The sequence below is a fragment of the Subtercola sp. YIM 133946 genome, from assembly GCF_036553535.1.
Classification (GTDB): Bacteria; Actinomycetota; Actinomycetes; order Actinomycetales; family Microbacteriaceae; genus Subtercola.
Map to the genome: position 1 here is coordinate 104,922 of NZ_JAZHPE010000049.1, position 14,125 is coordinate 119,046.

The 14,125-nt window shown below is 69.7% G+C and carries 15 protein-coding genes and 3 tRNA genes; 7 read left to right on the forward strand and 11 right to left on the reverse strand.

Annotated elements, in window-relative coordinates; all coding sequences use genetic code 11:
• The first annotated feature begins 42 nt into the window (after positions 1 to 42).
• A complete protein-coding gene (locus V3W46_RS16905) occupies positions 43 to 282 on the forward strand; it encodes a DUF1905 domain-containing protein (protein WP_331784325.1) in 240 nt (79 codons plus the stop codon).
• A 108-nt stretch (positions 283 to 390) separates the two neighbouring features.
• On the forward strand, positions 391 to 564 hold the full coding sequence (locus V3W46_RS16910) for a CsbD family protein (protein ID WP_331784303.1): 174 nt from the start codon (positions 391 to 393) through the stop codon (positions 562 to 564).
• 128 nt (positions 565 to 692) lie between these two features.
• On the opposite strand, the gene V3W46_RS16915 is transcribed toward V3W46_RS16910, so the two are convergent.
• Complete coding sequence (locus V3W46_RS16915) at positions 693 to 1,415, reverse strand: TetR/AcrR family transcriptional regulator (RefSeq protein ID WP_331784304.1); 723 nt, start codon at positions 1,413 to 1,415, stop codon at positions 693 to 695.
• 86 nt (positions 1,416 to 1,501) lie between these two features.
• Here V3W46_RS16915 and V3W46_RS16920 point away from each other — a divergent pair, with 86 nt between their 5' ends.
• Positions 1,502 to 2,362 carry an NAD(P)H-binding protein gene (locus tag V3W46_RS16920; RefSeq protein ID WP_331784305.1) on the forward strand — a complete coding sequence of 287 codons (861 nt, stop codon included), beginning with the start codon at positions 1,502 to 1,504 and terminating at the stop codon, positions 2,360 to 2,362.
• 75 nt (positions 2,363 to 2,437) lie between these two features.
• Here V3W46_RS16920 and V3W46_RS16925 read toward each other — a convergent pair whose 3' ends face one another.
• The 4 genes from V3W46_RS16925 to V3W46_RS16940 all read right to left on the reverse strand — a co-directional run bounded on the left by V3W46_RS16925 (position 2,438) and on the right by V3W46_RS16940 (position 4,544).
• Entirely contained in the window at positions 2,438 to 3,217 is a 780-nt protein-coding gene (locus tag V3W46_RS16925; protein WP_331784306.1) for a PspA/IM30 family protein, read from the reverse strand.
• Between the two features lie 11 nt (positions 3,218 to 3,228).
• Complete coding sequence (locus V3W46_RS16930) at positions 3,229 to 3,954, reverse strand: hypothetical protein (RefSeq protein ID WP_331784307.1); 726 nt, start codon at positions 3,952 to 3,954, stop codon at positions 3,229 to 3,231.
• Positions 3,955 to 4,352: 398 nt separating this feature from the next.
• A tRNA-Met gene (locus V3W46_RS16935) sits at positions 4,353 to 4,426 on the reverse strand.
• A gap of 46 nt (positions 4,427 to 4,472) precedes the next feature.
• Positions 4,473 to 4,544 (reverse strand) — tRNA-Thr (locus tag V3W46_RS16940).
• A 100-nt stretch (positions 4,545 to 4,644) separates the two neighbouring features.
• Here V3W46_RS16940 and V3W46_RS16945 point away from each other — a divergent pair.
• Positions 4,645 to 6,414: a glycoside hydrolase family 13 protein gene (locus V3W46_RS16945; protein ID WP_331784308.1), complete on the forward strand. Its 1,770-nt coding sequence runs from the start codon at positions 4,645 to 4,647 to the stop codon at positions 6,412 to 6,414.
• A gap of 197 nt (positions 6,415 to 6,611) precedes the next feature.
• Here V3W46_RS16945 and V3W46_RS16950 read toward each other — a convergent pair whose 3' ends face one another.
• Complete coding sequence (locus V3W46_RS16950) at positions 6,612 to 7,433, reverse strand: inositol monophosphatase family protein (protein ID WP_443070002.1); 822 nt, start codon at positions 7,431 to 7,433, stop codon at positions 6,612 to 6,614.
• Positions 7,434 to 7,443: 10 nt separating this feature from the next.
• On the reverse strand, positions 7,444 to 8,004 hold the full coding sequence (locus V3W46_RS16955; RefSeq protein WP_331784310.1) for a hypothetical protein: 561 nt from the start codon (positions 8,002 to 8,004) through the stop codon (positions 7,444 to 7,446).
• A 78-nt stretch (positions 8,005 to 8,082) separates the two neighbouring features.
• Between V3W46_RS16955 and V3W46_RS16960 the strand changes: the two genes are divergently transcribed.
• The gene (locus V3W46_RS16960) at positions 8,083 to 9,756 is read left to right on the forward strand and encodes a DUF4214 domain-containing protein (RefSeq protein ID WP_331784311.1); all 1,674 of its coding nucleotides are present in this window, start codon (positions 8,083 to 8,085) and stop codon (positions 9,754 to 9,756) included.
• A 149-nt stretch (positions 9,757 to 9,905) separates the two neighbouring features.
• Here V3W46_RS16960 and V3W46_RS16965 read toward each other — a convergent pair whose 3' ends face one another.
• The 3 genes from V3W46_RS16965 to V3W46_RS16975 all read right to left on the reverse strand — a co-directional run bounded on the left by V3W46_RS16965 (position 9,906) and on the right by V3W46_RS16975 (position 11,079).
• Positions 9,906 to 10,226 carry a hypothetical protein gene (locus V3W46_RS16965; protein ID WP_331784312.1) on the reverse strand — a complete coding sequence of 107 codons (321 nt, stop codon included), beginning with the start codon at positions 10,224 to 10,226 and terminating at the stop codon, positions 9,906 to 9,908.
• Positions 10,227 to 10,406: 180 nt separating this feature from the next.
• Entirely contained in the window at positions 10,407 to 10,820 is a 414-nt protein-coding gene (locus V3W46_RS16970) for a hypothetical protein (protein WP_331784313.1), read from the reverse strand.
• Positions 10,821 to 10,997: 177 nt separating this feature from the next.
• Positions 10,998 to 11,079, reverse strand: a tRNA-Tyr gene (locus V3W46_RS16975).
• Positions 11,080 to 11,225: 146 nt separating this feature from the next.
• Between V3W46_RS16975 and V3W46_RS16980 the strand changes: the two genes are divergently transcribed.
• On the forward strand, positions 11,226 to 12,251 hold the full coding sequence (locus tag V3W46_RS16980) for a LacI family DNA-binding transcriptional regulator (protein WP_331784314.1): 1,026 nt from the start codon (positions 11,226 to 11,228) through the stop codon (positions 12,249 to 12,251).
• A 98-nt stretch (positions 12,252 to 12,349) separates the two neighbouring features.
• On the opposite strand, the gene V3W46_RS16985 is transcribed toward V3W46_RS16980, so the two are convergent.
• Positions 12,350 to 13,306: a lytic transglycosylase domain-containing protein gene (locus V3W46_RS16985; RefSeq protein ID WP_331784315.1), complete on the reverse strand. Its 957-nt coding sequence runs from the start codon at positions 13,304 to 13,306 to the stop codon at positions 12,350 to 12,352.
• 62 nt (positions 13,307 to 13,368) lie between these two features.
• Between V3W46_RS16985 and V3W46_RS16990 the strand changes: the two genes are divergently transcribed.
• Complete coding sequence (locus V3W46_RS16990; RefSeq protein ID WP_331784316.1) at positions 13,369 to 13,857, forward strand: YajQ family cyclic di-GMP-binding protein; 489 nt, start codon at positions 13,369 to 13,371, stop codon at positions 13,855 to 13,857.
• Positions 13,858 to 14,125: the final 268 nt, after the last annotated feature.

Consider the following 14,125-nt stretch of genomic DNA (forward strand, 5'->3'; position numbering starts at 1 on the left):
CGCACCCCCACGGCGCCCCTCGATCACGCGTTCACGGCTCCGATCGAGAAAGACAACGCGTACCCGACCTTTCTGACCGTGCCCGACTCGGTAGCCGTGCTCGAGACAGGCAGGGCGGTCAAGGTCACCGGAACACTCGACGGGCATCCATTCGCCGCCACCCTCATGCCGTCGGGCACCGGCGCTCACTGGCTGCCGCTGCGGGCCGCCCTCTGCACCCAGCTCGGCAAGAGCGCCGCCGGCGAACTCGTCGCCGTGCACCTGCAACAGCGCCTCTCCTGAAAAAAGGTGCAGCTGATGTGTGACGAAACTCCGCGTGGGTGCGTCTAGGTAGTACGACGCCTCGCGCGAACGTGCGCAGGCACTGTACACCGAAGAAGGAGCACAACGATGAGCGCATCAGACAAGATCAGCAACGCCGCCCAAGACCTCAAGGGCAAGGCGAAGGAAGCCGTCGGAAACGTGACCAACGACGACTCGAAGGTGGCTGAGGGCAAGGCCGACCAGGCCGGCGCCAGCGCCAAGAAGGCCGGCGAGAACGTCAAAGACGTCTTCAAGAAGTAGATCGTTCGAGGTCGCAGTGAGGGCCGGCTCCGCGCGCACCGTGCGCCGGGGCTGGCCCTTCTCTGACGATGGGGTCGTGGCAGGGCGACCGCATGCCCGGCGGTGCGGCGACCGGGAGCGACCCGAGGTCAGAGGGCCCGCTGCACCCGGTCGAGCCAGTCGAGCATGAGGTTCTGCTCGGCCTCACTCAGCACGTCGAGAGACGGCACGATGGCCCGGAAGGCCACGGTCGCAGCCAGCCGGCGGCTGTCGGCCGGCGCAGGCGCATCGGTCAGGATCTGGGCGAGAACCGCTTCGTAGACGGCATCGGCGAGCGCTGCATCCTGCTGCTCGGGCGGGGTGGTGAGCATGGTCTGGATAGCGCCGCTTCCGGCGGCCTGGATGAGCCCCACCGCGCGCTGCTCACTCACCCGCAGCCGGCCCGCCTCGGCGATGCGGTGCACGCGCGACTCGAGCACGTGTCGCCCCGACGCGGCGGCGGGCGAGGCGTTGATCCGGCTCGGATCGCTCAGCAGGCGGAACAGGGCGGGGTTGGCGAGGCCGAACTCGATCTGCGACTGCCACCCCGCGTGCAGGTCGTCGAGCGGGTCGACGTTCTGCGCTGACGCGGCCTCGACGATCGCGGCCTTCGCCGAGACGAACGTGGCCATCACGTGCTCGGCGACAGCCTCGAGCAGGCCGTCTTTGTCGCCTAAGAGGCGGTAGATGGTGGGCGCCTGCACGCCGGCCGTCTCGGCCACCCGCCGCGTGGTGACGGCTGCGGGCCCGTGCTCGCGCAACAGGGTCGCGGCGGCCTCGACGATGCGGGTGCGCGTCTCCGCGCGGGTGTCGATCGCCGGTGCCTCTGTCATGAATCGATGGTAACGCAGAGTTGCTACCGTTGTGTTTCCGTTGATACGCTGGTGGAGCATCCATTGCTAACACCGAGAGGCACGTCATGATCATCGTCACCGGAGCCACCGGGGCGCTCAACGGCGCCACCGTCGAACACCTGCTCGAGACCACCCCCGCAGACGACATCACGGTGGCGGTGCGCGACGTCGCGAAGGCCCAGCGCTTCGCCGACCGCGGGGTCGCGGTGCGAGTCGCAGATTACGCCGATGCGGGGTCACTGCCGAGCGCGTTCGAGGGCGCAGACCAGCTGTTGCTCGTGTCGTCGAGCGACCCGAAGGCCGACGCAGTGAGCCTGCACCGGGCCGCCATCGAGGCGGCCGTGAGCGCAGGGGTCGGGCGCATCCTGTACACCAGCCACCAGGGCGCCGCCCTCGACACCCCGTTCGGACCGGGCCGCGACCACGCGGCGACCGAGCAGCTGCTCGCCGACTCCGGGGTCGCCTGGACCTCTCTGCGCAACGGGTTCTACGCCCACAGCCTCGGGTTCATGCTCGGGGCGTGGCGCGAGACGGGGGTCATCACGGTTCCAGCCGACGGTCCCGTCTCGTGGACGGCGCGAGAGGATGCCGCACAGGCCGCCGCGCTCATCCTCGCCTCTGACGGCGCCTACGACGGCCCGGTCACCCTCACGGCCGGGGCGGCACCGACGTTCGCCGAGATCGCCGACCTCGCTTCGCCGCAGGCCGGCCGCCCCGTCGAGCTCGAGGTTCTGGGCGAGCAGAAGTGGGTCGCGGCGCAGGTGGCGGGGGGGCAGCCCGAGTTCGTCGCGCGTTTCATGCTCGGCATGTACCAGGCCGCAGAGGCCGGCTTCTTCGCCGGCACCGACCCGCTGCTCGCAACACTGCTCGGCCGCGAGCCGCTCACGGTGCAGGCGCAGCTGCGGCAGCCGGCCACGGCGCACTGAGCGAGCGGCGCCTCGAGCGAGCCATGCACTGAGCCGGCCGCGCAGTGAGCGGGCCGCGCACTGCGCGAGGGGAGCCTACGGCGTCGGCGACGACTCCGCAATCGTCAGCCAGCTGTCGGGGCCGGTGCGCGTTCCCATCGGCCGCGCCCCACCCGACTTCATCTCGCGCAGCTGGCGGTCGACGTCAGACGCCATCGCTCCGGCGGCGAGCTGCCGTTCGAGGTCGGCATCGGGGGCCGCGGTCAGGTCGTTCAGCGCGCCGGAGCTGAGCAGTTCATCCGTCGCCGCCGCCCGCGCCTGCATCTGGGCCACGCGGTCTTTGGCGCGCTCGAGGCTGAGGCCCACATCGTTCTTCGCCGAGCCGATGCCCGCGACGGCCTCGTTGGCCCTGACCTGCGCCTCCGAGGCCGAGTAGAGCGCCTTGATGGTCTCCTTCTCGGTGCGGAACGCCTCGACGCTGGCGGCCAGCCGCTGCTCCTTCTGCTGCAGCTGCGTCTGTTGCAGCGTGACGGCAGCGTGTTGGTCGCGCAGCGCCACCACCTGTCGTTCGAGCAGCGAGCGGCGTTCGAGAGCCGTGCGGGCGAGGTCGTCGCGGCCCTGGTTCAGCGCCTCCTGCGCCTGGTCGGCGAGCTTCTGGTAGCGCGCGCCCATCTCCTGACCCTGAAGTTCGACACGCTTCTTCGCCGTCGCCACGTCGGCGAGCGCCCGCCTCACCTGCTGAAGCATCGCGACCTGCTGGTTGTAGCTGTCGTCGAGGGCGTCGCGGGGGTCTTCCATGCGGTCGAGGGCCTTCGACGACTTGGTGCGAAAGATGGTTCGCATGCGCGAGGTGTTGCTGCTGCCGTTGCTGCTCATGGGTGTCTTCCTTATCTGCGGGTGCTGGAACGGTAGGCCGGCTGCGGGTGGGCGTCGCGGCCATCCCGAGCGTCGCGGGCATCCCGGGCGCGGGCGTCGCGGGCATCCGTCGCACGGGCAGAACTGGCGCGCTCATTCCCAGCGCGGGAACCCCGGCCGTCACGCGCGCCGACGCCGCCGACTCCGCTGCCGCCGCCGTTCAGGCTGTGCAGCTCCTCGACGCCGGCGTACAGCGCCTCGACCTCGCGGTCGAGGTCGGCACCCAGCGAGCCCAGCGACTCCTCGTCGACGGCGAGAGCGTCGGCCACGGCCGACCGCACCTGCCTCACCAGCGCGCCCACCTGCGCGACCCGATTCTCGGCCGAGACCAGCTCCCGGGCCAGAACACCCCTGTCGGTCTCGCTCTCCATCAGCCGCAACTGCGCGTCGAGCGTGCGCGCCTCGGCCTCGAGGCGCCCGAACAGACGCGGCAGCTCCCCCCGAGCGACATCCCGCTGAGCGGCGAGGTCGACGGCCGCCCGCCCGCTCTGCACGCTCTCGGCCAGGCGCATCCGGAGCTTCAGCACCGTGCGCTGGCGCCCGACGCTCAGCGTGGCACGCGTTCGCAGGGCCGCCGACTGCAGCGCCCGACTGCGGCGCGCGCGACGCACACCCGAGACGATCGCCAGCACGATGCCCGCCCACACCAGCACCACGAGGCCGGCCAGGCAGATGAGCACGATCGCGAGGGTGGTCATCGGCGCACTCCCCGTGAGTCTGGCACTACGGCAACGCAGACGAGAACGGATGCCGAACGGAACGATTGCATGTGACCACCTTCACCGACCTGCGCGAACTGTTGCGTGCACATCCCGCTCTGTGCACATCCCGATCTGCGCACACCTCGAGGTGCACCCCTCGAAAGGGATGAGCGCCAATCTACGCCTCTCGCCCCGGGAACGTTAGCCCCCGCCAGCGTCCTGTCAGCTGCCGTGCGGCATCCGTTCGGCCAGCGCGTGCTCGGCCTCGACATCGCCGCTCTCCGACGCGCGCCAGTGCTCCTCGAGAAGTGCCCGTATCGCATCCACTGCTGCCCCGTTCGGCGGTGTGCGGGAAAGGAAGAAGCCCCCGAGACGGCGAGATCTCGAGGGCTTCGTAGCGGGAGCGGGACTTGAACCCGCGACACCACGATTATGAGCCGTGTGCTCTAACCACCTGAGCTACCCCGCCAAGGGCCCGACGCGTGAAGCGCGAACCCACTCCATTGCTGGAGGCGAGCCCCCTGTGGGAATCGGACCCACTACCTCTTCCTTACCAAGGAAGTGCTCTACCAATGAGCTAAGGGGGCGCACACGCACACCGACGAACGGCCGCGTTTTGGCACCGTAAGAGAATAGCATCCCCAGGCCACCCGAAAAGACGCACGCTTCGGCCAGTAGGGTTTTAGCATGACAACCGAGTACCTTCCTGCGGCCGACGAACCCGCCGAGACGCGAACGTTCACCGGAATCGACGCCGAAACCCTGGTCACGACCGGGTCGGAATGGTGGCGGTCTGCGGTCATCTACCAGATCTACCCGCGCTCGTTCGCCGACTCCGACGGCGACGGGCTGGGCGATCTCGCCGGCATCACGAGCCGAATGGATGCTCTGCAGGAGCTCGGCGTCGACGCCATCTGGCTCTCCCCCTTCTTCACCTCACCGCAGCACGACGCGGGGTACGACGTGGCCGACTACTGCGACGTCGACCCACGGTTCGGCACGCTGGCCGACTTCGACTTTCTGCTGGCCAAGAGCCATGCCCTGGGCATCCGGGTCATCGTCGACCTCGTGCCGAACCACACCTCGTGGGATCACGTGTGGTTCAGAGAGGCCACGGCGGCTGCGCCCGGCAGCGTCGAGCGCCAACGGTACATCTTCAGAGACGGCCGCGGCCCGAACGGCGACGAGGCCCCGAACAACTGGGAGTCGGTGTTCGGCGGCCCGGCGTGGAGCCGGCTGACGAACGACGACGGCACCCCCGGCCAGTGGTACCTGCATCTCTTCGACCAGAGCCAGCCCGACCTGAACTGGGAGAACCAGTGGGTGCGCGAGCAGTTCCGCGACATTCTGCGGTTCTGGCTCGACCGTGGGGCCGACGGGTTCCGCGTCGACGTCGCCCACGGCCTCGTCAAAGAGGAGGGCCTGCCCGACTACACGCCGCCGGCCGACGGGGGCAGCATGGGCGGCGGCGTCTCGATTCAAGACGCCATCTCAGAGACAGTGGATGCCCCGACCCCGCCCTACTGGGCGCAGGAGGGCGTGCACGAGATCTACCGCGACTGGAACAACGTGCTGAGCGAGTACGAGGGCGACCGCGTGCTCTGCGCCGAGGCGTGGGTGGAGCCGCTGCACAAGCTCGCGAACTGGGTGCGCGACGACGAGATGCATCAGGCCTTCAACTTCACCTACCTCGAGGCGAAGTGGTCGGCGCCCGAGCTGAAACTGGTGATCGATGCATCCATCGCCGCCTTCGCGGGCGTGGGCGCCCCGAGCACCTGGGTGCTCTCGAACCACGACGTCGTGCGGCACGCGACCCGACTCTCGCTTGGCCCGGGTCACCTGCAGGGTGACGGCGTCGGCCCGAAGTCGACCGGGCTGCCCGACCCCGTCGACGGCCTGCGCCGGGCGCGCGCGGCGACCGCAGTGATGCTCGCCCTGCCGGGCAGCGCCTACATCTACCAGGGCGAAGAGCTCGGGCTGCCCGAATCGATCTACCTGCCCGACGAGGCCAGGCAAGACCCGACCTGGTTCCGCACCCACGGCGAGCGCTACGGCCGCGACGGCTGCCGCGTGCCGATTCCGTGGGAGGCCGACGCCCCCAGCTACGGTTTCGGGCCGGGCACGGCGAGCTGGCTGCCGCAGCCCGACGACTGGCAGCAGTACGCCCGTGACCGGCAGAGCGGCGTCGCGGGGTCGACGCTCGAGCTGTACAAGCTCGCGCTCGCCCTGCGTGCCGAGTTCGACCTGAGCTTCGGCCGGCTGACCTGGCTCGACGACCTCGGCTTCGGCCCCGATGTCATCGCGTTCAGCAACGGCGACGTCACCGTGATCTCGAACACGGGTGCGCTGCCCGTCGAGATTCCCGTGGAGGAGTTCGGCGAGCTGCTGCTGGCGAGCGGCCCGGTCGATGAGGCCGTCGTGCCGACCGACACCACCGTCTGGCTGCGCACGGCCTGACCCGCGTCGCGTCGCTCACGCGTGCGACGCGGCGCATGCGCGCCCGTTCGGCGCATGCGCGGTAGTTCGGCATGCGCGGTAGTTCGGCGCATGCGCGCCCGTTCGGCGCATGCGCGCCTGTTCGAACTACCGCGCACGCGCCGAACTGCCGCGCATCTGAGGCGGGCGGCGTCTGCGGGCGGCGTCTGCGGGCGGCGTCAGAGGCCCGCGTCGTCGAAGAGCGAGCGGATGATCGGCTCGAGCCGCGCCGCGAGCAGCGGTTCGGCGGCGAGCGTGAACTCCCGCGCGGCCGCCCGGTCGCCGAAACCCTTCACCGCGGCACCCGCCTCTGCCGCAACGAGCGCGCCGGCGGCATGGTCCCACGGGTTGAGGCCGCGCTCGTAGTAGGCGTCGTACCGCCCCGCCGCGACGTAGCAGAGATCGAGCGCCGCCGCGCCGATACGGCGGATGTCGCGCACCTGGCCGAGCAGTCCGCCCAGCACGCGAGCCTGCTTCACGCGCGTCTCGGCCGTGTACGAGAAGCCGGTCGCGACGAGGGCCTGCGACAGGTCGACGGGCGGATTCACGTGCAGCGGTGTCGTGCCGAGAAAGGCTCCCCGGGCATCCGACGCCGTGAAAACCTCGCCGACCGCCGGGTTGACGACACAGCCGGCGAGTGCCCGCCAGGTCTGCGGGTCGGGTTCGCCCTCGACCGCCGCGATGCTGATGTTGTACGCCGGGATTCCGTAGAGGTAGTTCACGGTGCCGTCGATCGGGTCGACCACCCAGGTGAGGCCCGACGTGCCGGCCGACGCCGAGTCGGTCGACTCTTCGCCCAGAAAGCCGTCGTTCGGGCGAGCGTCGGCGAGTGAACCGCGGATGAACAGCTCGACCTCGCGGTCGGCGAAGGTCACCACGTCTTCGAGTGACGACTTGCTCGCGGCGACTTCGACGCCCTCTGCGCGCCGGGCGGCGGCCAGCTGGGCGGCCTCGACGCCGATGCGCCGGGCGATGGCGAGCAGTTCGCCGTTCGGGTCGATGATGCTCACCTCAGCCCCCGTTCACGACGACGCCGACAGCCTGGCATTCGTTGCCGAGGTCGGTGAAGGCGGCCTGGCCCTTCGCGACGCCGGCCGAACTGTTGTCGCCGATCAGCGAGACGAGGGTCTGCATCGTGTCGACGACGGGTTGCCACTGCGCGTCGCCGGCCGCGGCCGACTGGGCGAGCGCCAGAGCGCCGGCCTGCGTGCCGGGAAAGGTCGAGGCGTCTTGCGACAGGCTGGTCTGCCACGTCTCGCAGGCCGAGACGACGTTCGCTCGGGCCGCGGCCGCCGGGTCTGCGGGGTCGGTGGGCGAAGTGGTCTGCGGGTTCGTCGGTGACGACGTCACCGTCGGCGTGGCGGTCGCTGGCACGGTCGGGGCGACCGTGGCAGTGTGCGTGGGCGTGGCCGAGGCGGTGGTCGGCACCGGCGTGGGTGCGGCCTGGCCCGTGCAGGCCGAGAGCGCCAGAGTGCCGGCGAGCGCCAGGGCGACGGCTGCGCCTATCACCCGGCAGGTGCGACGGCGGGTCACCTCATCAGTCGTCGTCGTGCTGCTGCGAACGCGTGTCATACGGTCTCCCCCATCGCCTCGGGAACACAAAAGCCCGAGATGTTTGTACTCTATGAATGAAAGCACAGGGGGAAAGCAGTGTTGCAGAGGTCGATCGCGCTCTTCGCCGCGATCGTCGTGGCCGTGTCGATGCTCGGGGCATTCGGCGCCGCTGACACGGCGAGCGCGGCACTTCCGACGGCGAACTCGGCCGCGTCGGTCGGTGCGGGCGCGTCGCCGGCCGGTTCGGCCGCGGCAACGGCGAACACGGCGAACTCGGCCGTGATGACATCGATCTCACCGGTGACGAGCGACCCGCAGCAGCTCGCGAAGGTCATCGTCGCCGCGCAGAACGCCGGCAACTTCGCCACCGACCCCACATCGATCTACACCCGCGAGATCGCGCCCGTGGCCAGCGGAACGGCCCTCAACGGCTGCGGGGTGGATGTTCGCATTCTGCAGGTCATCGTGCTCACGCTGAACCGCTTCGGTTCGGCGCGGGTGTCTGACATCGAACGGCCGTGCATCGGATCGAACCTCAACTGCGGCGCGCCGACGTACTCGGTGCACTGCCTCGACCCGGGCGAGGCGATCGACTTCGCGCGTGTCGGCGGGGTCACGCTCGACGGCTCGAACACCCGCACGCGCGACTTTCTCACCTACCTCGACTTCTTTCTGCCGCGCGGCACCAACGCCGGCCAGGAGGAGTGCCGGTCATCCAGCCCCCTGCAGCTGGCCAACATCAACCAGTTCGATGACAGCTGCAACCACCAGCACCTCGACTTCAGAAACACGAACCAGCCCCTGAGCGCCTCGGCACTGGCCACCGTTCTGCCGACCGTGGCGCAGGCCTCGCTCTACGTGAAGATGCTCTACGGCGACTACCTCGACCGGCCGGCGTCGACCGACGAGTACACCGGCTGGGCCACGCAGCTCGCGAACGGGGCGGCGCGCAGCGCGGTCTCGGCCTCGTTCGTCAACAGCGACGAGTACCGCCTGATCAGAATCGATGCAGCATACAAGAAGGTGCTGGGCCGAAGCGCCGACGCCGGCGGTCGGCAGAACTGGCTGAACGCCATGCGGGCCGGGCTCATCACGACCGACGACATCGAGACGTCGTTCTACGCCTCGCAGGAGTACTACCTGCGACACGGCAACACCGACCTCGGCTTCGTGTCTTCGTTGTACACCACGCTGCTCGCCCGCAAGGGCAGCACCAGCGACTACACGTTCTGGGCGGGTCTCGTGGCGCAGTACGGCCGCCAGTGGGTCGTGACGCAGTTCTGGTCGTCGCAGGAGACCATCTCGCAGCGCATCAGCCTGATGTACCGGTCGTACCTGGGCCGGATGCCCGATGCGGGCGGTCTCGCCGGATGGGTCGCCGTGGCGCTGCAGATCGGCGACTCGGGGCTGCGCTCAGCCCTGACGAGCAGCGACGAGTACTGGAACCTGGCACAGTCGGGCACGCGAGGCTCGACCGTGCAGCAGGTGCAGAGCGTGCCGCCCGAGGCCGCGCCCACCCCGGCGCCGACCGCGACCCCCACGCCGGCGCCGACCGCCACGCCGACGCCGGCGGCACCGACGCCGAGTTCGACGGCCGCGCCGACCCCCGCGGGCACGCCGGCTCCGACGGAGAGCGCCTCGACGCCCGCGCCGAAGCCGACACCGCTGCCGACCGCGACCCCGACGCCAACCCCCGCGCCGACCCCGACGCCATCCGCGACCCTCGCGCCGACCGCCCCCCGGGGCTCGTCGCCGACGCCCGTGCCGTAACGGTCGCCGGCGTCGGTTCGCGATCGCTGGAGCCCGACGACGCCGGGCGCGATCGGTCACACCCGGCACCGCCAGGGCGCGATCGTCGCAACCAGCACCGCCCGGGCGCGATCGCCACACCCGACACCGCCCCGCGGCGCCGGGCGGGCTCAGACGACCGTTGTCAGGCTGATCACGGCGGCGCGCCACGACAGCGGCTCACCCGCCGCGTCGTGCCGGTGGGCGTGACCGGTCAGGTGCACCGTGTACGCACCCTCTGGGAAGTCGGCGGCCGGAAACGAGCCGTCGGCGAGCTGCTCGATGCGCCCCACCTCGTGCCAGTCGACGAACCGGTACACGCTGAAGCCCCAGCGGTCGGGCTTCTCGTTCGACAGCAGGTACTGGTAGTCGCCGTACGTGAAGTACACGTCTTCATGGTGCCCGCGCGGCAGGTCGTCGAGTTCATCGAGGTTCGGCGGCAGGTCGCTCATGTGTCGAACTCTACCGGCTGGCCAGGTGACTCGATCGGCTGATTAGCTACCTCTATCGGGTGACCAGGTACCTCTACCGGGTGACCAGGTACGCGGCGACGACCGAGAGGTACGTGCCCGCCGCCGCGAACCAGAGGATGCGCTCGCGGCGGCGATGCTCCCGCGAACGCGGGTTGTCACTCATGGCGCGTCAGAACCCGAGACGGGCACCGGCGAGCGGCCTTCGGAGTCGGATTCGTCGTCTGCACGAAAGTCGAGCAGGTCGCGCAGAGCGCCGGCCGGGTTGGCGGTCTCACCGGCCGCCTCGAGCAGGGCATCCGCGAGGTCGACGTCGATGGTGTCGCTGACCGACGGCGCATCGACGAGCTGGCCGGTGAGGGCGTCGACGTGCACGATCACGATCACACGCCGGCCATCCTCAGCTCGCGACGAGTAGGCCAGGCGCAGCATGTCGCCGTTCTGTGAACCGACGGGGCTCACGGCCACGGCGTCGATCGGGTGACTCGGAGCCAGCGGCGCGTGAACCGTGCGATCGGGCAGGTAACACTCGAAGCCGTTGGCGTCTTTGTCGTATGTCAGGGCAAGTTGGGTCATTGCGTTCATCCTCATATCAATGCGACTGCGACGCAGAATTAGTTGTGGTGCCCGTAGCTTATGGGCCGCAAATTCAGGGGCGCATCCCCCCTTCCGGGGCGTAGACATCGGTAGAAGCCCTGGCCGGGCACGCAAAAAGGGCTCCCGCATGAGCGTGGAGCCCTTCGCCTGAAGGCGTGGCAAGTGAGGGATTCGAACCCCCGAAGGCTGAGCCGTCTGATTTACAGTCAGATCCCTTTGGCCGCTAGGGTAACTTGCCGAGGCGCACCCGACCACGTTCGACAACACAACCGAAGGCGCTTGACAACAATACGTGACGGCGGCGCTGGCACGAAATCGAAAACGACCAGCCGGTACACTCGTCTCAATGAGACCCCAGCAGCCCTGGCGGTCAGCGAGGACGCCATGCCAGGAATCGACGCCGTCGCCCGCCTGGCGGGCGTGTCAGCGGCCACCGTCTCCCGTGCGCTGAGCGGCAACGGGCACGTCTCACCCGCCACGCGACTGCGGGTGACCGAGGCGGCGCGCGAGCTCGGTTACGTGGTCTCGTCGTCGGCCTCGAGCCTCGCCAGCGGGCGCACGAAGAACATCGGCGTGGTCGTGCCGTTTCTCAACCGGTGGTTCTACTCCTCGGTGCTCGAGGGTGCGGGCGCGGCCCTGCTGCGCAACGGCTACGACCTGACGCTCTACGGCCTCGCGGGGGGCGACGACGAGCGACGAAGCGTGTTCGAGCACTTTCTGCTGCGCAAACGGGTGGATGCCGTGCTCGCCCTCACCATCGAGCTGACCGAGCGGGAGGTGCAGAGCCTGCTCGCCCTGCAGAAGCCGATCGTGGGCATCGGCGGCCCGGTCACCGGTGTTCCGACGCTGAGCATCGACGACGTCGCCGTGGCTCGGCTGGCCACCGACCACCTGCTCGGGCTCGGCCACACCCGCATCGGCATGATCGGGGGCGAGTCGGGTTTCGAGCTCGACTTCCACCTGCCGACGAATCGCCGTTCCGGCTACGAGTACGCGCTGCGGGGAGCCGGCATCGAGCCCGACCCACGGTTGTTCCGGCCGGCAGACTTCACAATCACCGGCGGCTACGCCGCCGCGCGGGTGCTGCTCGAGCATCCGCAGACCCGGCCCACCGCGGTGTTCGCCGCGTCTGACGAGATGGCGCTGGGCTGCATGCTGGCGGCCCGCGACCTCGGCATCGACGTTCCCGCCGACCTCTCGGTGGTGGGCATCGACGGGCACGAGTACGCCGAGTTCTTCGGGTTGACCACCGTGGCGCAGTTTCCGGCGCAGCAGGGCGAGCGGGCGGTCGAGATGCTGCTGCACCAGCTGCACCCCGACCGGCACGAGCCTGCACCTACGAACATTCCTCTGCCGGTCGAACTCATCTGCCGCCGCTCGACGGCCCCGCCGCCGCCGCGCGCTGGTTGAGTAGCGGCGCAGCCGCGTACCGAAACCGGCACCCACCCAGGTTTCGATACGCACAGCTGCGCTGCGCTACTCAACCAGCGCCCCTCAACCGGCGCCCCTCAACCGGCGGCGGCGAAGCGGTTCGCCGCCTGGGAGACGAGAACAGCGTACGAGGTGGCGGAGTTGTACGCCGCCACCGCTTTCTTCCAGCCGGCGTCGGTCGACAGGTCGCCCCCGGCGTAACAGAGGTAGTTCGCGGTGGCGAGGGTCGCGTCGTCGATGTTCTGCGGGTCGGCGACCCCGTCGCCGTTGGCGTCGGTGCCCCAGTTGCGCCAGGCCTGCGGAATCAGCTGCATCGGCCCGACGGCCCTGTCGCCCGTCGGGTCGCCGTCGATCGCGCCGCCGTCGCTGTCGGGCACGAGCGCGAAGCCGGTACCGTCGAGCGCCGGGCCGTAGATCGGCGGGGTCACCACGCCGTCGGCGCCGACCGAACTGTCGGCGTGCGTGCCGTTGCCCGATTCGACCGAGCCGATCGCCGCGAGGGTGTTCCAGCCGAGGTGACAGCCGGGGTTCTCGGTCTGCTTCGCGAGCGCCACCCCGCCGTAGGCCTGGATGGCCCGCAGCGACACGTTGGTCTCGGCCGCGACCTGCGTCGCCCAGGCCACGTCGGCGAGGCCGGCGAGCCCGGGCAGGGCGCCGGGGGTGTCGCCCGGCTGCGCGACAGCGGGCGACTGGGGCGGCAGCACGACGGTGTTCGAGCCGTTCTCGCCGGTCGCTCCGTTGCCGCCGGCCCCGTTCAGCGCGACGCTCACCGCCTGCCCGATGGCGTCGCCCAGCGGTGCGGCCACGAACACCCCGGTCACCAGCAGGGCGGCCACGACGCCCGCCGACGACAGCGCGATCAGCCAGCCACGGCGACGGATGCCCGTGCGGGCGACGCGCGAGGCACCCCGCCGCGATCTGCCCGCGCCGCGCGAGGCCCCCCGCCGCGATCTGCCCGCGCCGCGCTCCGCCTTGGCACCGGCCCGACGGGTGGGCCGCCGACGGCGACCCGACGATCTGGCTGAGGCGTGCATCCGGCCACCCTACCGAGTGCAACTTCGAGGATGCCGGGGCCCACCCCGGGTACAATCTGGGTATGGCAGATTCAAGCTTTGACATCGTGAGCAAGGTCGACAAGATGGAGGCCGACAACGCCCTGCACCAGGCGCAGAAGGAGGTCGAGTCGCGCTACGACTTCAAGAACGTGGGTGCATCGATCGACTACAGCGGTGAGAAGGTGCTCATCAGGGCCAACTCCGAAGAACGTGCCAAGGCGATTCTCGAGGTGTTCGAGCAGAAGCTCATCAAGCGCAGCATCAGCCTGCGCAGCCTCGACGCGGGCGAGCCGTTCGCGAGCGGCAAGGAGTACCGCATCGAGGCCAGCTTCAAGAACGGCATCGAGCAGGATGCGGCGAAGAAGATCTCGAAGCTGATTCGCGACGAGGCGCCGAAGAGCGTGAAGAGCCAGATCCAGGGCGACGAGCTGCGTGTCTCGTCGAAGAGCCGCGACGACCTGCAGGCCGCGATGGCCCTGGTCAAGGGCGCCGACCTCGACGTCGCAGTGCAGTTCACGAACTTCCGCTGAGTCGCCCGCCGGTTGAGTAGCGACGCAGTCGCGTATCGAAACACCGCTGACCCACGCCGGTTGAGTAGCGACGCAGTCGCGTATCGAAACCACCGCTGACCACGCCGGTTGAGTAGCAACGCAGCCGCGCCTCGAAACCACAGACGACCCACGCCGGTTGAGGAGCGACGCAGTCGCGTATCGAAACCACCGATGGCGGGGGGGTTTCGATACGGCGCTGCGCGCCTACTCAACCTGCGCGCTACGAGACCGGGGTCGCGCGGCGCAG

Bases quoted from the DNA above. Each gene is read 5' to 3' on its own strand.
- V3W46_RS16910 (WP_331784303.1), top strand. From the start codon at position 391: ATGAGCGCATCAGACAAGATCAGCAACGCCGCCCAAGACCTCAAGGGC.
- V3W46_RS16915 (WP_331784304.1), bottom strand. From the start codon at position 1,415: ATGACAGAGGCACCGGCGATCGACACCCGCGCGGAGACGCGCACCCGC.
- V3W46_RS16920 (WP_331784305.1), top strand. From the start codon at position 1,502: ATGATCATCGTCACCGGAGCCACCGGGGCGCTCAACGGCGCCACCGTC.
- V3W46_RS16925 (WP_331784306.1), bottom strand. From the start codon at position 3,217: ATGAGCAGCAACGGCAGCAGCAACACCTCGCGCATGCGAACCATCTTT.
- V3W46_RS16930 (WP_331784307.1), bottom strand. From the start codon at position 3,954: ATGACCACCCTCGCGATCGTGCTCATCTGCCTGGCCGGCCTCGTGGTG.
- V3W46_RS16945 (WP_331784308.1), top strand. From the start codon at position 4,645: ATGACAACCGAGTACCTTCCTGCGGCCGACGAACCCGCCGAGACGCGA.
- V3W46_RS16955 (WP_331784310.1), bottom strand. From the start codon at position 8,004: ATGACACGCGTTCGCAGCAGCACGACGACGACTGATGAGGTGACCCGC.
- V3W46_RS16965 (WP_331784312.1), bottom strand. From the start codon at position 10,226: ATGAGCGACCTGCCGCCGAACCTCGATGAACTCGACGACCTGCCGCGC.
- V3W46_RS16970 (WP_331784313.1), bottom strand. From the start codon at position 10,820: ATGACCCAACTTGCCCTGACATACGACAAAGACGCCAACGGCTTCGAG.
- V3W46_RS16980 (WP_331784314.1), top strand. From the start codon at position 11,226: ATGCCAGGAATCGACGCCGTCGCCCGCCTGGCGGGCGTGTCAGCGGCC.
- V3W46_RS16985 (WP_331784315.1), bottom strand. From the start codon at position 13,306: ATGCACGCCTCAGCCAGATCGTCGGGTCGCCGTCGGCGGCCCACCCGT.
- V3W46_RS16990 (WP_331784316.1), top strand. From the start codon at position 13,369: ATGGCAGATTCAAGCTTTGACATCGTGAGCAAGGTCGACAAGATGGAG.